Here is a 19,238-nt window from a genome sequence, read left to right on the forward strand (position 1 = left end):
GCCATGACCCAAGCCGCCGATCGCCCCCGTATTCGCCTGAAACCCAAAGCCAACGCACGCGGGCTGCGCCATGGCTTTCCCTGGGTCTATGCAAATGACATCGTGACCGACCGCCGGACGCGTAAGATCGAGGCCGGTGCCCTTGCGGTTCTCGAAGACGAAAAGCACTCGCCCATTGCGCTGGTCGCGGTGAACCCGAACTCCAAGATCATGTGCCGCGTTCTGGACCGCGATCTGGAAGCCACGTTGGATGCCGATTGGTTCGAGACCCGTCTGCGCCGCGCGCTTCAGATGCGTGAACGGCTGTTTGACGCGCCATATTATCGCCTGATCCATGCCGAAGCGGACGGATTTCCCGGCGTGATCATCGACCGTTTCGGTGATGCCTGCGTTATTCAGCCAAATGCGGCTTGGGCTGAAAAACACCTTGAGACTCTGACCGATGCTCTGGTTTCTGTGACGGGCGTTTCGGTCGTGTTGAAAAACGCTTCGGGCCGGACACGCGGCCTTGAGGGGTTGGATGATGCTAACCTCACGTTGCGCGGCAAGACCCCCGATGACCCGCTGCCGGTTCCAATGAATGGCGCGACCTACAAGGCCGATCTGACCGGCGGGCAAAAGACCGGTCTTTTCTACGATCAGCGCCCCAACCACGCGTTTGCCGCGCGTTTGGTGCAACCCGGCGCACAAGTGTTGGATGTTTTTAGCCACGTTGGTGGGTTTGGTCTTGCGATGCTGGCCGGCGGTGCGGCACGCGCGCTTTCCGTCGATGGCTCAGCCGCTGCGCTGGAACTGGCCACCAAGGGTGCGCAAGCCTCGGGGTTTGACGGAAGGTTCGACACCCGGCAAGGCGACGCCTTCGATGTTCTGACACAACTGGGGCAGGAGGGGGCTCAATTCGACGTCGTTATCTGTGATCCGCCGGCCTTTGCCCCGTCGAAACAGGCACTGGACGCGGGGCTGCGCGCGTATGAACGTGTGGCGCGACTGGCCGCACCGCTGGTGAAGGCGGGCGGTTATCTTGGCCTGTGTTCTTGCTCGCACGCGGCTGACCTTGGTCGGTTCCGCGATGCTTCTTCGCGAGGAATTGGTCGGGCAGGGCGGCAGGCGCAGCTTATCCACACCGGGTTTGCCGGACCCGATCACCCGCAATTGCCGCAATTGGCCGAAAGCGGTTACCTCAAAGCTGTGTTTTATCGGCTGTGAAGGCCGTTCTTGATACCTGCGTCATTTACCCGACGGTGATGCGAGAGATGCTGCTGGGGGCGGCCAAACTTGGTCATTTTACACCGGTCTGGTCCGCGCGCATTCTAGAAGAATGGGCGCGCGCGGCCCGTAAACTCGGCCCGGAAGGTGAGGCGCAAGCTCGCGCTGAAATTGCTTTGACACAGGCAAACTGGCCAAAAGCCGAACACGCGGAGAACCCAGGGCTAGCGCAGAGACTTTGGTTGCCCGACCCGGCGGATATTCATGTTCTGGCGACGGCTGTTTCCTCGTCTGCGGATGTCATCGTTACCGTGAACGCAAGGGATTTCCCAAGAAACGTCCTTTCGGAAGAAGGGCTTGAGCGCCGCGATCCCGACGCGCTGCTTCACGGGTTCTGGTCGGAAAATCCGGTCGACATGGCAGAGCTCGCCGACAGGGTTCTGGCCGAAGCCAACCGTCTGTCGGGCGACCAATGGAACCTCCGTGCCCTGATGAAAAAAGCCCGCCTTCCGCGTCTGGGCAAGGCGCTCGCAAACTAGATAAGGATCCAGCCTATCCGCCCGCGCCCCAACGCTGTTCAAGCACTTCAAGCGCCGCAATACGCTCATCGGTTTTGGGATGGCTCATCAGCCAAGCGGGGGTCACACCTGCGCGTTGTTGCGTCAGATCTTCGAGTTTGTGAAACAGGGACTTTTGCGGCTCGATCCCGATTCCGGCCTTGGTCAGCAATGCGGCGGCGTATTCATCGGCCTCATACTCGTCCCCCCGCGACAGTCGTGATGCCAGAAGATGGGTGAGCATGTTTGCGATCCACGCTCCAATGAATGGGATGAAACGGTTCAGCAACATCATCAACGCCGCCCGAAGCGCATTCTGCCCCGAGAAATCAATCATGCGGCGCCGGGCATGGCCTAGCGCAACATGGCCAAGTTCATGCGCAATCACGCTGGCCATTTCTTCGGCCGAAACCTCACCATTGCTGAATTTACGGTAGAATCCGCGTGTTATGAAAATTCGCCCATCCGGTGCGGCAAGCCCGTTCACCGGGTCAATCTCGTAGATATAAACCGGCACGCGGTCGATCCCCAGCGCCGCCGCAAGCCGATCCGTCATGCGTTTGAGAGCGGGGTCGGCCAGTTCTGTTGACTTGGCGTCCAGTTCCCGGTGGGTGCGCCAGACGGAAATTCGATACATGACAACGGCATAGGCGATTGCCAGCAATATTGGGGTTAGGCGAAGCATAATTCAGATATGGGCCGCGTGCGCGAACTAGACAAGCCACAAGTTCCTGCTTTGCCGGTTTGGGACCATAGCTGTGTGTCCGATCACTCGACGGGCGTGGGTAGGTCTAGGTTATCATGCAGGTCGGAAAGAGTGTCTGTGGTCAACACCTCGCCCTTGGACGCCTGAAAGAATGCATACTCGGCCTCTTTCTGGGCGACCAATGTATTGACCCGCAGGTCTTTGAGATCAGCACGCAGATTGTCCCGAATTTCCTCATACGCCTCCGCTTCAAGCAACTCTCGTTCCAGAGTATCCAGCTTGTCGTCATAATTCGGATCACCAAGGTCGAGATCGGCAATGTCGTCTGCAATCTCATCGCTGCTGCGACCGCCGTAGTTTTCGTTCAATGCCCGCAAGTTGCGCCTTGTTTCGTATAGCTCAGCCCGCAGTTCGTAATACTCGGATGCCTCAAACTGGTAGGACGCAATCTTTCCGACGTTACTGTTGGGTGCCGCATTCTGGAACGCAGGAGCCGCCGCGTTTGAGGCGTTCAGGTTCCGCAACTTGTCCGATCCGTAAGGGTCCGTGATCGCGGCGACAAGCGGATCGCGTTTGTAACGGTTCCAGCCCTTTTTGTGCGGGTATTCGACGTCGTCGTAGCGCAGAATATAAGCGGCGTCTTTGGCAAAATACGCATGGTTATCAGAATAGCGGTGATAGTCAGGGTCGTAGGGCACCGGCTGAATCGTCACGTCGTCCTGAAGGCGATCTTTTGGTTGTGGCAGATCAATATTTTCGTGAAACTCACCCAACGCGCTGCGGGTCAGAGTGCGCCCTTTTGATGCTTCGAAAAAGGCGGATTCTGCGTCGGCCAACGCATCCTTGGTCTCGTATGACAAGTCTTTGACATCCTGCCGAAGGTCGTCGCGTGTTTCCTCGTACAATTCAGCTTCGCGCAGTTCAGCCTCCAGCTCATCTAGTTGCTCATCATAGTCCGGGTCACTTGGATCAAGCCCGGCGATGTCATCAGCAATTTCATAGCTCGAACGGCCATCATATCCTTCGTTGAGGTCGCGCAAATCACGGCGCGCCTCGTATAGGTCGGCGCGCAGATCGTAATACTCGGTTGCTTCGGCCTGATAGGTCGCGATCTTTCCGACATTACTGTTCGGTGACGCATTTCGGAAAGCAGGCGCTGCCGCATTTGAAGCGTTCAAGTTGCGCAACTTGTCCGAGCCATATGGATCGGTAATCGACGCAACAAGAGGATCGCGCTTGCGCCGTTTTGGCGGTTTCAGATCCCCGTCATCCTGATGCCATGTATATGCCCCCGTGGACCGTGCCACCGGGCGCGGCGACCGATCTACCGGGTCTATCGAGGCTTGTCGGTATGACTTTTTGACCGGTTTCGAACCGCGATTCGACCGAGAGCTTGAGCGCGTTCCAAACAATTCTTCTACGTCCCGTTTGAACTCGCGTCCGAATTCTGAAAACGAAACCCTTTGCGTGGTTCCGTTTTTAGGCTTGCTTTTGGCTTTATTCGAGCCGTTGTTCTTTTTGAACAAGTTCTGAAAGGAATTGTTCTTTCGGGCTTTATCCCGGCTTTTCCCGTATTCGCTTGTCTTGCTGTTTTTGTTGCCTTTTCCAGCTTTTCCTTTTCCGCTGCCTTTGCCGCGACCTTTCCCTGCGCTTTTTGCCTTGTCGCTTTTGGCAAATGCAGCGTCTGGGGCAAGTGCAAACGTGGCAACGGCCCCAGATGTCAGGATCAAAGAAGCAGATGTAACAATGGTCGTAAGAAATGCGCGGAAACGAAACTTGGTCATTTTAGCCCCCCAGCCTTAACCACTTCGCAATATACTACGGATTTGGGAATCCTGGCCGGACTAAGGGGGATTGTTTCTACAGGGGCTGCGATTTCCGGATTTTTTCCTGAAATTTGCCATATTGTTTCGAGATCGGAAACCGCATCGGCTGGGAACGAAAGTCCAAAAGACCTATCGTGTCAGTTCCTTCATTCCCTGTTCCAGCCCGGCCAATGTCATTGGCACCATGCGGTCTTCGAATATCTCGCGGACCATATTGATCGAGTGGGTGTACTGCCAATACTTCTCGGGCACCGGATTGATCCAAAGATGCGATGCCCACTGCTCGCGGGCCCGTTGCAGCCAGACCTGACCGGGTTCTTGATTCCAGTGCTCGCTCGCGCCGCCAGGATAGGCGATCTCATACGGGCTCATGGATGCATCCCCGACAAAGATGCACTTGTAGTCCGGGCCATAGGTCCGCAGCACCTCGTGGGTCGGGGTTTGTTGGTCCCAACGACGTACATTGTCCCGCCAGACGCCTTCGTACAGGCAATTGTGGAAGTAGTAGTATTCCAGATGTTTGAACTCGGTCCGCGCAGCCGAGAACAGTTCTTCGACCACCTTGATATGCGGGTCCATTGATCCGCCTACGTCCAGAAACAGTAGGACTTTGACTGCATTGTGACGCTCGGGCCGGGTTTTGACGTCCAGATAGCCGTGCTCGGCCGTGGCGCGGATTGTGCCGTCCAAGTCCAGCTCATCCGCCGCACCTTCGCGGACCCAACGGCGCAGGCGCTTCAGGGCCACCTTGATATTACGCGTTCCCAGTTCAACCGTGTCATCCAGGTTCTTGAATTCACGCTTGTCCCAGACCTTGACCGCACGCTGGTGGCGGCTTTCCTTCTGGCCGATACGCACGCCCTCGGGGTTATAGCCATAGGCCCCGAACGGTGATGTTCCTGCGGTGCCGATCCACTTGTTGCCGCCCTGATGGCGGCCTTCCTGATCCTTGAGCCGCTCGCGCAGCTTTTCCATCAGCTTGTCAAACCCGCCAAGCGCCTCGATTTCGGCCTTTTCTTCGTCTGACAGGTGCTTTTCGGCCATCTTCGCCAACCACTCGGCCGGGATGTCGACGGCTTCCAAAACCTGATCAAAACTGATTTCTTCCAGCCCTTTGAAACTTGCGGCAAATGCCTGGTCGAATTTGTCGATGTTGCGTTCGTCTTTCACCATCGACACGCGGGCAAGATAGTAGAACGCCTCGACGTCATAGGTCGCGAGGCCCTTTTTCATACCCTCCAGAAAAGTGAGGTACTCGCGGAGTGAAACGGGAATACCGGCTTTGCGGAGATTTTCGAAGAAGGGCAGGAACATGGCTTAGACCACCAGACGAACAAGGATGAGGGAAAGTACAAGGCCGAGCAAGGCAAAGGCAATGCCGTAACCTGCTGCGTATTGGGCAATATCCGCCGTGCTGCCGTTGCGCTTGCGCGCGGTCAATGCCCCAAGGATAGCCCCAAGGATTGCCATGCCCAGAACCACTACCATGCGTTACCCGCCTTTGTTGTTTGCAGGGGCTTCGGCAACGTCCTGCACCAGCGACCTGACCACTATTTCTGAGCCGAAGCCGTAGCGCGCCCATCCTAGACTGTCCAGCCTGACGGAACGTGCCTGCGTAAGCCGCCCAGTCTGACTGAGCGCTTCTGACTTCAGCAGCAACAAAGTAGCCAGTTGCGAGGCATTCTCAGCGCGTGTCATCACGTCGATGGCCTTGTCCAATTCGGGCAGAACCTCGGAACCCTTCCCCTGGGCCAGCGCGTAAGAGGCGGTTTGGGTCGTGACATAGGCGCGGTGTACCTCGGTGCCCGGGTTGGCGCGGAGAAATTGCAGGGCGACGTCATAGTGCAGCAAAGCCTGCTGCGGATCGTCGAACTGCACCATGCGTCCCATCAGGTAATAGGGAAAGGCGCGGCGGTGGTCCGTCCATCCCTGTTCCTGACCTATCAGGGCAGCTTTTTGCGCGGCGCGAAAGCGTTTGCGCGATCCGGGCCCCGGACCGACGGATTTTTGAATGGCGTTGACCCACTCGCGCGGGGTTTCAGTGATGGGGTGCGGTTGGATCGCGTCCCCGCGCGGGTTCAGCCGCGACAGGATATCGGGGATGGCGGCCTCGACCTGTTCGCGCGTCATGCCGCTTTGCAGTTCGGGGGCATAAGTTGCGCGCAGGATCAACATGTCGAAACCGGTCAGAACGGTGTGGATGTTGTCGTCGTTAAAGACGGAATCTGGCAGGTGATACAGGTCGTTCAGCGGCCCCAGTGCTTGCGCGATCTCTTCATGCAGGCAATCTCGTTTTTCCTGCGGGCTGACGTCGAATGGTATGAAAATTCCTATCCGTTCCCGGTTGCGCAAGGCGGTCCAACTGCTTTTCCGTTTGCGGCGATCGCGGCTGTATTCTTCAAAGCTGGATGAGTTGGGGACAACGAAACAGGCCGCGTTCGGCAGAATATCGTGAATCTGGTCCTGACTTACGGCCTCGACCGTGATGTTGGCCTGACCCTCTGAAATCTGGCGGATGTCAATCCTGGCCTCTCGTTGCAGACGGGTCAGAAGCCGGGTCAGATCACGCTGCATGGACGGGGTCGGTGTGCCCGTCAAACGCAGGGTTACCGGTCCTTCGAACCGCGTCAACACGGGCAGCGGGGTGCCGCTTTCCAACGCGAAATGCAGGTTGACGAAGTCCGACGCGATATTGGTGTTCGACCGCGATGGGGCGGTGGGGTACGACGCCGTGAAGGCCTTGACAGGCGGCAGGATTTCTTCAACCGCGTTCACACGTGTCGGCGGTTGGGGCGGGGGAACCGCAGTACACCCGACCAGGGCAAGCCCAAAAAGGATTACCGCCCATCGCATCATGGGCGTTGATACCGGATAAAGGGCGTTTCCTTGCCGATACGGTCATACAGCTTGCGCGCCGTATGGTTGAATTCCTGTGTCAGCCAGTAAACGGACGGAGCACCCTCTCTGTCGGCCTCGTCATAAACGGCCTGAATCAGGGCCCGTCCCACACCTGTCCCACGCGCCTCTGGTCGGGCAAAGAGGTCTTGCAGATAACATACGCTTTCCACTTTCCATGCATGGCGGTGAAAAAGGTAGTGGGTCAGACCAATCAACTGCCCGTCTTTTTCGGCGACGAAACAGGAAAAATCGTGCGGATCGTCCGCCAGCAGACGTGCAAAGGTGCTGTCGTAAATCTCGGCTGAAACAGTTGTTTCATAGAACGCCAGATAGTCGTGCCACATCTCTTGCCATTCCGGGCGATCTTCGGGCCTCAATGCGCGAATTGTAAGAGTATCAGGCAAGCAACATGTCCCATTCGTAACGTGAGCAAGCGTCCGGACAGACCCGGACGCCTCTGCGCTGATGCTGACACCCGGCCTTCTATAAGGCAAGCGTCGATCAGCGGAACTTCACATCTCTCAGCGTTTGCTGCGGGCCATGAACGCCAGACGTTCGAACAAATACACGTCCTGCTCATTTTTCAGCAGCGCGCCGTGTAGCTTGGGCAGAGCGTTGGCACCGTCACGTTTGAGGTCCTCGGCCGTCAGATCCTCGGCCAGAAGCAGCTTGAGCCAGTCCAGCACCTCGGAGGTCGACGGCTTTTTCTTCAGCCCCTGCGTTTCACGGATTTCGTAGAACTGTGTCAGGGCGGTGGTCAGCAGCCCGTCTTTGATACCGGGATGGTGCACTTCGACGATACGGCGCATCGTGGTTTCGTCGGGGAACCGGATGTAGTGGAAAAAACAGCGGCGTAGGAACGCGTCGGGCAGTTCCTTTTCGTTATTCGAGGTGATGATCACGATGGGGCGGTTCTTGGCCCGGATCGTTTCGCCGGTCTCGTAGACGTGGAACTCCATCTTGTCGAGTTCCTGCAGCAGGTCGTTGGGAAATTCGATATCGGCCTTGTCGATTTCATCAATCAGCAGCACGACCTTTTCGTCGGCTTCAAACGCCTGCCATAGTTTGCCCTTGCGGATATAGTTGGACACGTCCTGAACCCGCTCGTCACCCAACTGGCTGTCGCGCAGACGGCTTACCGCATCGTATTCGTACAGACCCTGCTGCGCGCGCGTGGTCGATTTAACGTTCCACTCGATCATCTTCAGGCCCAACGCCCCGGCGACTTGTTTGGCCAATTCGGTCTTGCCTGTGCCCGGCTCGCCCTTGACCAGCAGCGGACGTTCCAGCGTCACGGCGGCGTTCACCGCTATCGTTAGGTCGTCAGTGGCAACATATTCTGCTGTTCCTTGGAATCGTGCGGTCATCGGCCCCTCATCAAGTGTCGCGCGGTAATTGCAACATGGGGTTATCGCGGCACAGGAATTTTGACAAGGCAGGTCGCAGCGTCGCGTGCCGCCAAATTTCCAAGCAACTTAAATGCTTGGCACGATTCGGTGCCTTTCAGGTCGTGGAAAATTTTTAACTTACGCCACGAAATCGCCCGGTGAGTTTCACAGAAAAACAACGTTTTGTTGTTTTATGTCTCATATTTAGACGACACAGGGTCACATGGTGCCGCCGACACGTTTGCATAGTGACAATCCTCGCGCCGTCAGATAAACGCTCCGCAGAAGGGAATGCCTCATGTCTGGTGAAGAGAGAGCACTCGGCGTTGCAGGCCACACCGAGGGAGCAAAAATGAAGCAGGAAGTATTTCTGCCCGAAGATTATCGTCCAGCCGAAGACGAACCATTTATGAACGACAAGCAACTGGAGTATTTTCGCCGTAAGTTGCTGGACTGGAAAAGCGAACTTTTGGCAGGCAGCCGTGATACCATTGAGGGGCTGCAAGACAACACCCGAAACATCCCTGATGTTGCCGACCGCGCAAGCGAGGAAACCGACCGCGCGCTGGAGCTGCGTACCCGTGACCGCCAGCGCAAGCTGGTTGCCAAGATCGACTCGGCCCTGCGCCGGATTGACGAAGGCGAGTATGGCTATTGTGAGATGACCGGTGATCCGATCTCGTTGAAGCGTCTGGATGCGCGTCCGATTGCAACAATGACGCTGGAAGCACAGGAGCGTCATGAACGCCGCGAGAAAGTCCACCGCGACGATTAATCGCTGAAGAATTCAATAATCTCAGACGCCGGGGCCTGTCGCTCCGGCGTTTTTGCGTTAAGCGTTGAACATGAATATTGACGGTCTCAGTTTTGTTGTGATCGGCGGCGGAATAGGCGGCCTGGCCAGTGCATTGGCGCTGCGGCAGCGCGGGGCAGATGTCACGGTGCTTGAGCAGGCGCCAGCGCTGACAGAGGTCGGCGCGGGGCTTCAGATTAGCGCCAATGGCGTGACCGTTCTGCGTGCACTGGGTATTGCAGGCAAATCGCTGGAGATCGGGCAGTTGTCGCAAGGCACAACCCTTAGGGACTATCGAAACGGCCGCGTGATCAGCCACCTTCCGGGCCCGGCATCCGGTCCAACTTATTATTTTCACCGCGCTGATCTTCTGGACATTCTGCACAGCGAAGCTGTGCGTGCTGGCGTGAGGATAAGATTGGGCGCTCGGGTTTCGAGCGTCACAAAGCACCAGGCCGAGGCCGAGGTCGTACTGAACGACGGCGAGCGCCTGCGATGCGAGTGCGCTATAGCAAGTGATGGAGGGCGCAGTATTCTCCGCTCGATCCTGAACGGGGCCGAAACGCCGCAATTCACCGGTCAGGTCGCTTGGCGCGCAACGATCCCGTGGTCCCCTCAAGGCGACGTTCCGCGCGCGTCTTTGACGATGGGGCCAGGGCGTCACGTGGTGACCTATCCATTGCGGGATCAGTCCCTGATGAACATCGTTGCAGTCGAAGAGCGGTCGGACTGGCAGCAGGAAGGGTGGCGACTGCAAGGCGACCCAGGTGACTTGCGTGCGCGTTTTTCGGATTTCGGAGGCGGCGTGCGCGATAAATTCGAGAAGGTGACAGAAACCTATCTGTGGGCCTTGTTTCTGCGCCCTGTTGCCGAAAATTGGCAAAACGGACATCTGGCTCTTTTGGGCGACGCTGCGCATCCAACGCTGCCTTTCATGGCACAAGGGGCGTGTCTGGCGTTAGAGGATGCCTGGATATTAGTCCGGTCATTCGACGAACAATCCGACGTGTCACAGGCGCTGCAGGCCTATGAGACGCTACGCCGGTCCAGAGCGCGCAAGGTCGTTGCAGCGGCCGGTTCCAACGCTCGAAACTTTCATTTGCGCGGACCAATGCGGTTGGCCGCGCAAATGGCGTTGAAGGTTGCCGGTCCAAAACTGGCCCGCAAATATGAATGGGTTTACAGCTACGACGCGACCAGCTAGCCCTTCAGAGGTCGAGTTCTATCCACACCGGAACGTGGTCAGATGGTTTCTCGTGCCCACGAATTTCGGAGTCGATCCGACAATCCCGCATCAGATCGGCTGCTTGGGGTGTCAGTAGAAAATGGTCGATGCGTATTCCGTCATTCCGGTTCCACGCGCCTGCCTGATAATCCCAAAATGAATAATGTCCTGGGCCTTGAGTTCGCGCACGGAACGCCTCGGTAAATCCAAGGTTCAAGATTTTTCGAAATGCCTCACGGCTTTCGGGTCGAAACAGGGCATCCTCACGCCAGGCATCGGGGCGTGCTGCGTCCTCAGCTTGCGGAATAATATTGTAATCACCTGCCATCAACGCGGGTTCTTCACTGGCAATCAGTTCTTGCGCCCGGTGGTAAAGGCGTTCCATCCAAGCCAGTTTATACTCGTATTTTGGCCCGGGGGCAGGGTTTCCATTCGGCAGGTACAGCCCACAGATGCGTAACGCTTTCTTCCCGACAACCGTGGCCTCTATCCAACGGGCCTGCTCATCAGTTTTATCACCGGGCAATCCGCGGGTCACATCTTCAAGAGGGAATTTGGATAGGATCGCAACGCCATTAAAGCCTTTCTGGCCGTGGGTTTCGACGTTGTAGCCGCGATCCTCGAACATTTCGCGCGGGAAGTTTTCATCAATAGATTTGATCTCTTGCAGCAGCACAACGTCTGGCTGAGCGTCGTCCAACCAGCGTGGAAGAGCTTCGGCCCGCGCCTTTATGCCGTTGATGTTGAACGTGGCGATTTTCATACGCGATCCTCCGAAGCCTTTGGCAACCTATTGCGCAGAATGAACCCATCGGCAAGTCGGAGGGCGAGGGATGCGAGGCTCTGCCTCGCGCTCCAGGATATTTTAAGCCAGATGAAGAAACGGATCGTTAACCAATTTCTGCGATTAGTGCCGTGCGGAACAGGCGGGGACGCCGATGGCCGCGCCAGGTGAAGCTCTCCGGCGGAAGGGTCGGAGAGCGGATCCCTGCTTCATCTGGTTGAAAATATCCTGGGGGTGTGGGGGCAAAGCCCCCACCGGCGACTACATCGAAAAAGACGTACCACAGCCACATGATGAAGTTGCGTTGGGATTGTCGATTACAAACCGCGCGCCGATCAGTTCCTGGGTAAAATCTATGACGGCGTTTTCCAGAAACGGCAGAGAAACAGAATCAACGATGACCTTCTGACCTTTGCCTTCAAGGATGAGGTCGTCATCCTTCGGCTCATCCAGTGCAATTTCGTATTGGAACCCGGAACAGCCGCCGCCTTCCACCGCGACGCGTAAAGCTTGTCCTTGATCGGCGGCGCCGATTTCGGCCAGACGTTCAAAGGCGCGTTCAGTGACTGTTGGGGGCAGATTCATGCCGCACTCCAAAGGTTTATTTCTTTCTCACTCTACCATATAGAAAACGCAATGGCAGGCGACAAGGACAAGACCTTTGGAAAGAGCAGGTTTTGCATCTGACCCAGCGCGCGCACGAGGGCGTCTGGTGCCAGAGGAAGAAAGCAGTTTCCGGTCATGCTTTCAGCGGGATCGGGACAGGATCATTCACGCTAGCGCGTTTCGACGGCTTAAACACAAAACGCAGGTTTTCGTTGAGCATGAAGGGGATAGCTATCGCACGCGATTGACGCATTCCATTGAAGTCGCGCAGGTGGCGCGGACCATTGCCGGGGCTTTGGCGTTGAACCCGGAACTGACCGAAGCAGTGGCTTTGGCCCATGATCTGGGTCACACTCCGTTTGGGCACACGGGTGAGGACGCATTGCACGCGATCATGCAGCCTTATGGCGGGTTTGATCACAACGCGCAGGCCATTCGGATCGTCACCAAATTGGAACGGCACTATGCCGAGTTCGATGGTTGTAACCTGACGTGGGAGACGTTGGAGGGGATCGCAAAGCACAACGGCCCCGTATCGGGCGCGTTGCCCTGGGCGTTGGCTGAATGCACTGAGGCGTTCGATCTGGAATTGCACACCCACGCCAGCGCCGAGGCTCAAGTAGCCGCCCTTTCGGACGATATCGCCTATAACAACCATGACCTGTTGGATGGCCTGCGGGCTGACTTGTTCACCGATGAGGAAATACAATGCCTGCCAATCGTGGGTGAGTGTTATGCCGGGGTCGATCGCAAATACCCAGCGCTTGATCCCTACCGGCGCAGGCATGAGGCTTTGCGGCGTGTGTTTGGCGTGATGGTGTCGGACGTCATCGACACCTCTGCAATGTTGATTGCCGAGTCAGGGGCGCAGTCCGTGGAAGAAATTCGCGATCTGGGCCGCCCAGTTGTCCGGTTCTCGGACGGGCTATGGGCGCAGTTGAAAGAAATCCGGGCGTTTTTGTTCACCCGAATGTATCGAGCGCCTTCGGTGATGGAGGTGCGCACCGAAGTCAGCCGGATTGTAGAAGAACTGTTCCCAATTTACCTGAACGACCCCAAGCAGATGCCCGAACGATGGCATGCAGATATCGAGGCTGCGGCTGATGAGACCTCTCTGGCGCGGATCGTGTCAGATTACATCGCAGGAATGACGGACCGGTTTGCGATTCAGGATCATGCACGGCTGACGGGTAAACCTTTGACTGCGGCTCACTCAACCTCGATGTAAGCCAATGCCCAGACCTGTTGACCGGCTTGCTCGTCGGCGACGTCCTGGTTCTGTGAAGGCGGGAATACGATCATGGTGGGGCCGTATCCGCCAATGCCCATCGGTGCGCCATCGGCGTGGGTGGCCAGTATGGGTTGGTAAGTCGAAATGCTGTCCCACGGGATTTCCGCCTGATACCCGTCCATCGCCATGGGGCGTGCGGTTTTGCCTTCGGCCCCAGCCATTGTCATGACCTCTGACAACAGGGGGCCACTGAAGGTAAAGTCGCGCTGATGTTCGGGCGAGCCGTAGAGGATGGTGATCTTGACCTGAGGCAGGCTGTCCAGCAAGGCGGCATCAAAGCCTGCAGCCCCATCATGGGTCACTTCAAGAAACCCAAGAAGGCCGCCGTCGTTTTCGCCCCGGGCGGGCAGGTTTGTTTCGCTTACTGCGCCGCCCAGTGTCACCAGCACATGACCTTGCGGGGCTGGCATCTCGGCCAAGGCGGACAGAGCTGAGGACAAAAACAGGGTCAGGGGCAATGCAAGGCGCATGAATGGACTCCGATTGGGCGTTTCGGGCCGACTGTAGCGAGGATTGCGTCCAAACCAAGGTCAAACTTTAGGCATCCATTGACCTTGCTGTGTTGCGTGATAAACCGCCGGGCAAGCAAAAGGACATCCGAAATGAACCTGTTTTCCGAGATCCGCGGCCTTGTGTTGGACGCGCTGGCGCAGATGCAGTCCGAAGGTGCTCTGCCCGAGGGGTTGAACTTCGACAACGTGGCGGTTGAACCTCCGCGTGATGCGGCGCATGGCGATATGGCCACGAACGCGGCGATGGTGCTGGCGAAACCGGCCAAGATGAAGCCGCGCGACATTGCCGAGGTGTTGGCCGGGAAACTGGCAGCCGACGATCGGATCACCAGTGCCGAGGTGGCCGGGCCGGGTTTCCTGAACCTGCGGCTTGCATCTTCGGTTTGGCAGGGCGTGCTTGCTGCTGTGCTTGAAAAGGGTGTTGACTATGGCCGCTCGACCATGGGGGCTGGGCAGAAGGTGAACGTGGAATATGTCTCGGCCAACCCGACCGGCCCGCTGCACGTGGGTCATACGCGGGGTGCGGTGTTCGGCGATGCCTTGGCGAGTTTGCTGGCCTATTCGGGTCATGACGTGACGCGCGAATATTACATTAACGACGGTGGCGCGCAGGTGGATGTGCTGGCACGGTCCGCTTATGAGCGGTATCGCGAGGCCAATGGCCTGAGCCCCGAGATCGCCGAGGGGCTATACCCCGGCGACTATCTGATCCCGATCGGTGAAGCGCTGAAAGAGAAATACGGCGACAGCCTGATCGACAAGCCCGAGAGCGAATGGCTGTACGATCTGCGCAATTTTGCCACAGACGCGATGATGGACCTGATCCGCGCAGATCTGAAGGCGCTGGGCGTTGAGATGGACGTGTTCTTCTCGGAAAAGTCGCTCTATGGCACGGGCCGGATTGAATCTGCGCTGCAAGCGCTGACCGACAAGGGCCTGATCTATGAAGGCGTTCTGGAGCCGCCCAAGGGCAAACAGCCCGAGGATTGGGAGCCGCGCGAGCAGACCCTGTTCAAATCGACCGAACATGGCGACGACGTTGACCGCCCGGTCAAGAAATCGGACGGCTCATGGACCTATTTCGCCCCTGATATTGCCTATCACTATGACAAGGTGAGCCGGGGCTTTGACGCGCTGATCGACGTGTTTGGCGCGGATCACGGCGGCTATGTCAAACGTATGAAGGCCGCCGTTTCTGCGCTGTCCGATGGCAAGGTACCGCTGGATATCAAGCTGACGCAGTTGGTGAAGCTGTGGAAGAATGGCGAGCCGTTCAAGATGTCCAAACGGGCAGGGAACTTTGTGACCCTGCGCGACGTGGTCGATCAGGTCGGGCCGGATGTGACCCGCTTTGTCATGCTTACCCGCAAGAACGACGCGCCCCTGGATTTCGATTTCGACAAGGTGCTGGAGCAAAGCCGAGAGAACCCGGTGTTCTACGTGCAATATGCCCATGCCCGCGTAATGAGCGTTCTGCGTCGCGCGGCTGAGGCCGGGATTGACGCCGATGATACCGCCCTTGCAGGCGCGGACCTGAGCAAGATTGATCATGCTTCGGAATTGACTGTTGCCAAGAAGCTGGCCGAATGGCCACGTCTGGTCGAAATTGCCGCGCGAACCAACGAACCGCACCGCATTGCCTTCTATCTGTATGAATTAGCTGGGGATTTTCACGCTTTGTGGAACAAGGGGAACGACGAAACTCAGCTTCGGTTCATTCAGGATGGCGATGTTGACACAAGTCAGTCAAAAATCGCACTCGCCCGTTCCGTTTCTGTTGTGATTTCAGCGGGCTTGGGTATTCTTGGCGTTACTCCGGCGCAGGAGATGCGGTAACAAATATCGCCCGAACCGCCGGTACGAGGTAGGCAAGAAATGACTCGCGCGCCTTATTTTCTGGCGCGAAACGGGCAGTGAGGCGGACATGGCGAATTACGATTACTCGGGGCAAATGCGCCCCGAGCAGATGCATTACACGAATCAACCGCATCCTCAGGATGGGTCCGAATATTCCGATGACATGCTGGAATATGAAGCGGCACCGCAGACAGCGGGGTTGGGGCGTATCGTAAATACGCTGGGCGCAGTCGCGTCGCTGGCTTTGGTCGCTGGTATCGGCATCTGGGGTTACAAGCTTGTGATGAGGGACGTGAGCGGAGTGCCCGTTGTGCGCGCTTTGGAAGGGCCGATGAGGATTCAGCCTGAAAACCCCGGCGGAACTCCGGCGGATCATCAGGGATTGGCCGTCAATGCTGTTGCTGCGGTTGGAACGGCTGCACCGCCTGCGGATCGACTGATCCTTGCACCGCGCCCGGTTTCGCTAGCTGATGAAGACACACCGGTCGAAGCGTTGAAGCCGACCAAAGCCGTGCATCTGGTTGAGGAAGAGATTTCTGATCAGGAAGCTGCCCAAATGCGCCAGAGCGCGGTGGACGCGTTGGTTGCAGAACTTGCAGATGAAAATACTGCAACCGACACCCCGGCAGAGCAGGGCGTGCAACTGGCATCGTTGGTTATCCCGGAAGAAGAGCCTGCGATTGACCCTGCCGATCTGGCGGCTCAGCTACCCGACCCGGAATTGGCGGCCTTGCCCGGCGTCCGGCGTTCGCTGCGCCCGATTACGCGCCCGGCGCGGACGACACCGGCGGCGATTACACCGAACAGTACAACCGAGAACGCAATCAACGCAGCCGTCAAAGCGGCGGTTGGTCTGGATGTGGACCCTGACGCACTGTCAAAGGGAACGCGCCTTGCCCAGCTTGGTGCATATGAAAGTTCTGATGTGGCCCGCACCGAATGGGATCGTCTGAACGGCCGATTTGGCGAATATATGGCAGGAAAACAGCGTGTAATACAGAAAACCTCAAGCGGTGGGCGCACCTTTTACCGGCTTCGTGTATTGGGGTTCGATGACCTGAGCGACTCGCGTCAATTCTGCGCGGCCCTCCAGGCGGAAGGCGCTGACTGCATCCCGGTTGCCGCCCGTTGACGTTTGGCGCTGCAATCACTGACGCAGAAGGCCTGCGCCTGTCGGATGAAGAAAAAAGCCTGTTCCGCGAGATGAACCCGTTTGGGTTCATTTTGTTCGCCCGCAATATCGACACGGCTGATCAGGTACGCGCCCTATGTGACGACTTCCGAGAGGCGGTGGGCCGCAATTGTCCTATTACCATTGATCAGGAAGGTGGCCGCGTGCAGCGCCTGCGGAGCCCAATCGCCCGCGAATGGATGCCGCCACTGGATCAGACCACACGTTCTGGCGAAAAGGCCGAGCGTGCAATGTATCTGCGGTATCGGCTGATCGCGCAGGAATTATTCGAGCTGGGGATCGACAGCAACTGTGCCCCTATGGTCGATCTGGCGCGCGAGGATACTCATCCTTTCCTGCAAAACCGCTGCTATGGTTCCGATCCGGATCAGGTTTCTAGAATTGGGCGCGCTGTCGCCAAAGGGCATCTTGATGGTGGTGTGCTTCCAGTGATCAAGCATATGCCCGGCCATGGTCTTTCAACCATGGACAGCCATCATGATCTGCCCCACGTGGATTTGCCTTTGGATGAGTTGAACCGCGACGACTTTGCCCCGTTCCGCGCTTTGAACGACCTGCCGATGGGTATGACCGCTCATTTGGTATATGATCAGATTGATCCCCAGCCAGCGACGATTTCATCCGTGATGATCCAACTGATCCGCGACCGAATTGGCTTTGACGGGCTGATCATTACCGACGACATCTCGATGAAAGCTCTGAGCGGCGCGCCAGAGGATATCGCGCGTCAGGCGCTGGACGCAGGGTGCGACGTGGTTCTGCATTGCAACGGATCGTTCGACGCCCGGGCACGCGTGTTGAAGGCTGCCGGAGACATGACCGACCGGGCACAATCCCGCGCGGAAAAGGCGCTGTCGATGCGGCAGAAGCCAGCGGAACTTGACATCCCTGCGGCTGAGGCTGAACTATCTGCCCTAATGGGCGGGCAGGTGTATGAACGATAACCTTTTCAGCGAAGACCCGGTCTCGGTCGCGGATCGCCTTGCGGCCGAAGCCCTGATCGTTGATGTCGACGGGTTTGAAGGCCCGTTGGATGTCTTGCTGACCCTGTCGCGGACGCAAAAGGTTGATCTTCGGAAGATCTCGGTTCTGGCTCTTGCGCAGCAGTACTTGACCTTTGTCGAAAAGGCGCGTGCGCTGCGTATCGAGCTGGCGGCGGACTATCTGGTCATGGCAGCGTGGCTGGCCTTTCTGAAATCCCGCCTTTTACTGCCACCCGACCCGGATGACGAAGGACCGTCGGGCGAGGAACTGGCCGCCCATCTGGCTTTCCAACTGGAACGCCTGCAAGCGATGCGCGACGCCGCCGCCCGTCTGATGGCGCGGGACCAACTGGGGCGCGATTTCTTCAAACGCGGGCAGGGCGAGGATATCACGCGTATCCGTACCGTGACGTACTCGGCCACGCTGTTGGATCTGATGCAGGGTTATGCCCGTATCCGCACCCGGGATGAGTTCCGCCCCTTTGTCATGGACCGCGACGCCGTCTTCACGATGGAGCAGGCGCTGGAACGGATGCGCCCGCTGATCGGTTTTGCCGGGACATGGACGGATATGGAGACTTACCTGCCCGACGGCTGGGACGCCGATCCGGTGCGGCGGCGCTCGGCCACGGCGGCGACCTTTGCGGCCTCGCTGGAGTTGGTGAAAGAAGGACATATGGAGATCAAGCAAAGCGAGACTTTTGCTCCGATCCACCTGCGTAAGAGGACCGAAACACGTGACTGACGCCCCCGAAGACGAAGGCACCGGCACCCTGTTCGAGGCCCCTCCGTTGGCCGAACAGGAGCGGATGGTCGAGGCTGTGCTGTTCGCGAGCGCCGAACCGGTGACGATTGCCGATCTTGAGGCCCGGATGCCCCATGGCAGCGACGCGGCGCAAGCTGTTGAACTGCTGCATAAACGATACGAAGGGCGCGGTGTCCGCGTGGTCCGTGTGGGCGAGGCTTGGGCGATTCGCACCGCGCCCGATTTAGGTTTCCTGATGCAAAAGGAAACGGTCGAGACGCGGAAACTCAGCCGTGCCGCTATCGAGACACTGGCGATTGTCGCGTATCATCAACCCTGTACACGGGCCGAGATTGAGGAAATCCGCGGTGTTTCCGTTTCGCGTGGCACCATTGATCAGTTGCTTGAGATGGAGTGGATCAGGCTGGGCCGTCGCCGCATGACCCCTGGGCGTCCGGTGACCTTTGTTGTGACCCCGCAATTCTTGGACCACTTCGGTCTGGAGAATGCGCGCGATCTACCAGGGCTCAAGGAATTGCGCGCTGCGGGCCTTCTGGAAAACCGACCGCCACCGGGTGCAATGCCCTTAGGGGAAGGGCAGGATGGCGAAGATGACGAAGATCAGACCGAACTGTTCGAGGAAGAGTGATCGAGCGTCCCTTTTGTCGC

At 57.8% G+C, this 19,238-nt stretch carries 20 protein-coding genes; 10 read left to right on the forward strand and 10 right to left on the reverse strand.

Annotated elements, in window-relative coordinates:
* The first annotated feature begins 3 nt into the window (after positions 1-3).
* Both GOX75_RS08950 and GOX75_RS08955 read left to right on the forward strand, forming a co-directional pair.
* Entirely contained in the window at positions 4-1,206 is a 1,203-nt protein-coding gene (locus tag GOX75_RS08950) for an RSP_2647 family RNA methyltransferase (RefSeq protein WP_171122237.1), read from the forward strand.
* The gene (locus GOX75_RS08955; RefSeq protein WP_171122239.1) at positions 1,203-1,745 is read left to right on the forward strand and encodes an RSP_2648 family PIN domain-containing protein; all 543 of its coding nucleotides are present in this window, start codon (positions 1,203-1,205) and stop codon (positions 1,743-1,745) included. The genes GOX75_RS08950 and GOX75_RS08955 overlap by 4 nt, the downstream gene beginning before the upstream one ends.
* 13 nt (positions 1,746-1,758) lie before the next feature.
* Here GOX75_RS08955 and GOX75_RS08960 read toward each other — a convergent pair whose 3' ends face one another.
* From GOX75_RS08960 to GOX75_RS08990, 7 genes are all read right to left on the reverse strand, one after another.
* Entirely contained in the window at positions 1,759-2,448 is a 690-nt protein-coding gene (locus tag GOX75_RS08960; RefSeq protein WP_171122241.1) for a M48 family metallopeptidase, read from the reverse strand.
* Between the two features lie 83 nt (positions 2,449-2,531).
* Positions 2,532-4,253: a hypothetical protein gene (locus GOX75_RS08965; protein ID WP_171122243.1), complete on the reverse strand. Its 1,722-nt coding sequence runs from the start codon at positions 4,251-4,253 to the stop codon at positions 2,532-2,534.
* 171 nt (positions 4,254-4,424) lie between these two features.
* A complete protein-coding gene (locus GOX75_RS08970; RefSeq protein WP_171122245.1) occupies positions 4,425-5,609 on the reverse strand; it encodes a VWA domain-containing protein in 1,185 nt (394 codons plus the stop codon).
* A 3-nt stretch (positions 5,610-5,612) separates the two neighbouring features.
* Positions 5,613-5,783 carry a hypothetical protein gene (locus GOX75_RS08975; RefSeq protein ID WP_171122247.1) on the reverse strand — a complete coding sequence of 57 codons (171 nt, stop codon included), beginning with the start codon at positions 5,781-5,783 and terminating at the stop codon, positions 5,613-5,615.
* Between the two features lie 3 nt (positions 5,784-5,786).
* Positions 5,787-7,151: a DUF2927 domain-containing protein gene (locus GOX75_RS08980; protein ID WP_171122249.1), complete on the reverse strand. Its 1,365-nt coding sequence runs from the start codon at positions 7,149-7,151 to the stop codon at positions 5,787-5,789.
* Positions 7,148-7,597 carry a GNAT family N-acetyltransferase gene (locus GOX75_RS08985; protein WP_171122251.1) on the reverse strand — a complete coding sequence of 150 codons (450 nt, stop codon included), beginning with the start codon at positions 7,595-7,597 and terminating at the stop codon, positions 7,148-7,150. Before GOX75_RS08985 ends, GOX75_RS08980 begins: the two co-directional genes overlap by 4 nt.
* 117 nt (positions 7,598-7,714) lie before the next feature.
* Positions 7,715-8,560 carry a MoxR family ATPase gene (locus tag GOX75_RS08990; RefSeq protein ID WP_171122253.1) on the reverse strand — a complete coding sequence of 282 codons (846 nt, stop codon included), beginning with the start codon at positions 8,558-8,560 and terminating at the stop codon, positions 7,715-7,717.
* Between the two features lie 373 nt (positions 8,561-8,933).
* Here GOX75_RS08990 and dksA point away from each other — a divergent pair, with 373 nt between their 5' ends.
* Together dksA and GOX75_RS09000 are read left to right on the forward strand one after the other, a co-directional pair.
* Positions 8,934-9,356 carry an RNA polymerase-binding protein DksA gene (gene dksA, locus GOX75_RS08995; protein ID WP_171122255.1) on the forward strand — a complete coding sequence of 141 codons (423 nt, stop codon included), beginning with the start codon at positions 8,934-8,936 and terminating at the stop codon, positions 9,354-9,356.
* A 70-nt stretch (positions 9,357-9,426) separates the two neighbouring features.
* Positions 9,427-10,578, forward strand: coding sequence for an FAD-dependent monooxygenase (locus GOX75_RS09000; protein WP_171122257.1), 1,152 nt, complete (start codon positions 9,427-9,429; stop codon positions 10,576-10,578).
* Between the two features lie 4 nt (positions 10,579-10,582).
* Here GOX75_RS09000 and xth read toward each other — a convergent pair whose 3' ends face one another.
* Positions 10,583-11,362: an exodeoxyribonuclease III gene (gene xth, locus GOX75_RS09005; protein ID WP_171122259.1), complete on the reverse strand. Its 780-nt coding sequence runs from the start codon at positions 11,360-11,362 to the stop codon at positions 10,583-10,585.
* Between the two features lie 282 nt (positions 11,363-11,644).
* Positions 11,645-11,968, reverse strand: coding sequence for an iron-sulfur cluster assembly accessory protein (locus GOX75_RS09010; RefSeq protein WP_171122261.1), 324 nt, complete (start codon positions 11,966-11,968; stop codon positions 11,645-11,647).
* 76 nt (positions 11,969-12,044) lie between these two features.
* On the opposite strand from GOX75_RS09010, the gene GOX75_RS09015 reads away from it, so the two are divergent.
* Positions 12,045-13,217: a deoxyguanosinetriphosphate triphosphohydrolase gene (locus tag GOX75_RS09015; RefSeq protein ID WP_171122263.1), complete on the forward strand. Its 1,173-nt coding sequence runs from the start codon at positions 12,045-12,047 to the stop codon at positions 13,215-13,217.
* On the opposite strand, the gene GOX75_RS09020 is transcribed toward GOX75_RS09015, so the two are convergent.
* Positions 13,199-13,750 carry a hypothetical protein gene (locus tag GOX75_RS09020; protein ID WP_171122265.1) on the reverse strand — a complete coding sequence of 184 codons (552 nt, stop codon included), beginning with the start codon at positions 13,748-13,750 and terminating at the stop codon, positions 13,199-13,201. The genes GOX75_RS09015 and GOX75_RS09020 overlap by 19 nt on opposite strands.
* A gap of 132 nt (positions 13,751-13,882) precedes the next feature.
* On the opposite strand from GOX75_RS09020, the gene argS reads away from it, so the two are divergent.
* The 5 genes from argS to scpB all read left to right on the forward strand — a co-directional run bounded on the left by argS (position 13,883) and on the right by scpB (position 19,218).
* Positions 13,883-15,628, forward strand: a complete 1,746-nt coding sequence (argS, locus tag GOX75_RS09025) for an arginine--tRNA ligase (RefSeq protein ID WP_171122267.1) — start codon at positions 13,883-13,885, stop codon at positions 15,626-15,628.
* Between the two features lie 88 nt (positions 15,629-15,716).
* Entirely contained in the window at positions 15,717-16,781 is a 1,065-nt protein-coding gene (locus GOX75_RS09030; RefSeq protein WP_171122269.1) for an SPOR domain-containing protein, read from the forward strand.
* Complete coding sequence (gene nagZ / locus GOX75_RS09035; protein ID WP_171122271.1) at positions 16,778-17,785, forward strand: beta-N-acetylhexosaminidase; 1,008 nt, start codon at positions 16,778-16,780, stop codon at positions 17,783-17,785. The genes GOX75_RS09030 and nagZ overlap by 4 nt, the downstream gene beginning before the upstream one ends.
* The gene (locus tag GOX75_RS09040) at positions 17,775-18,569 is read left to right on the forward strand and encodes a ScpA family protein (protein WP_171122273.1); all 795 of its coding nucleotides are present in this window, start codon (positions 17,775-17,777) and stop codon (positions 18,567-18,569) included. Before nagZ ends, GOX75_RS09040 begins: the two co-directional genes overlap by 11 nt.
* Complete coding sequence (gene scpB, locus GOX75_RS09045; RefSeq protein ID WP_171122275.1) at positions 18,562-19,218, forward strand: SMC-Scp complex subunit ScpB; 657 nt, start codon at positions 18,562-18,564, stop codon at positions 19,216-19,218. The genes GOX75_RS09040 and scpB overlap by 8 nt, the downstream gene beginning before the upstream one ends.
* Positions 19,219-19,238: the final 20 nt, after the last annotated feature.

It is taken from the genome of Ruegeria sp. HKCCD7251 (assembly GCF_013031165.1).
Taxonomy (GTDB): Bacteria; Pseudomonadota; Alphaproteobacteria; order Rhodobacterales; family Rhodobacteraceae; genus Ruegeria.

Excerpts from the sequence above, each read along its gene's own strand:
- GOX75_RS09030 (WP_171122269.1), top strand. The coding sequence starts at position 15,717 with ATGGCGAATTACGATTACTCGGGGCAAATGCGCCCCGAGCAGATGCAT.
- argS (WP_171122267.1), top strand. The coding sequence starts at position 13,883 with ATGAACCTGTTTTCCGAGATCCGCGGCCTTGTGTTGGACGCGCTGGCG.
- GOX75_RS08960 (WP_171122241.1), bottom strand. The coding sequence starts at position 2,448 with ATGCTTCGCCTAACCCCAATATTGCTGGCAATCGCCTATGCCGTTGTC.
- GOX75_RS08975 (WP_171122247.1), bottom strand. The coding sequence starts at position 5,783 with ATGGTAGTGGTTCTGGGCATGGCAATCCTTGGGGCTATCCTTGGGGCA.
- GOX75_RS09020 (WP_171122265.1), bottom strand. The coding sequence starts at position 13,750 with ATGCGCCTTGCATTGCCCCTGACCCTGTTTTTGTCCTCAGCTCTGTCC.
- GOX75_RS08970 (WP_171122245.1), bottom strand. The coding sequence starts at position 5,609 with ATGTTCCTGCCCTTCTTCGAAAATCTCCGCAAAGCCGGTATTCCCGTT.
- dksA (WP_171122255.1), top strand. The coding sequence starts at position 8,934 with ATGAAGCAGGAAGTATTTCTGCCCGAAGATTATCGTCCAGCCGAAGAC.
- GOX75_RS09040 (WP_171122273.1), top strand. The coding sequence starts at position 17,775 with ATGAACGATAACCTTTTCAGCGAAGACCCGGTCTCGGTCGCGGATCGC.
- GOX75_RS08950 (WP_171122237.1), top strand. The coding sequence starts at position 4 with ATGACCCAAGCCGCCGATCGCCCCCGTATTCGCCTGAAACCCAAAGCC.
- GOX75_RS08965 (WP_171122243.1), bottom strand. The coding sequence starts at position 4,253 with ATGACCAAGTTTCGTTTCCGCGCATTTCTTACGACCATTGTTACATCT.
- GOX75_RS09000 (WP_171122257.1), top strand. The coding sequence starts at position 9,427 with ATGAATATTGACGGTCTCAGTTTTGTTGTGATCGGCGGCGGAATAGGC.
- GOX75_RS08990 (WP_171122253.1), bottom strand. The coding sequence starts at position 8,560 with ATGACCGCACGATTCCAAGGAACAGCAGAATATGTTGCCACTGACGAC.
- xth (WP_171122259.1), bottom strand. The coding sequence starts at position 11,362 with ATGAAAATCGCCACGTTCAACATCAACGGCATAAAGGCGCGGGCCGAA.
- GOX75_RS09010 (WP_171122261.1), bottom strand. The coding sequence starts at position 11,968 with ATGAATCTGCCCCCAACAGTCACTGAACGCGCCTTTGAACGTCTGGCC.
- GOX75_RS08980 (WP_171122249.1), bottom strand. The coding sequence starts at position 7,151 with ATGATGCGATGGGCGGTAATCCTTTTTGGGCTTGCCCTGGTCGGGTGT.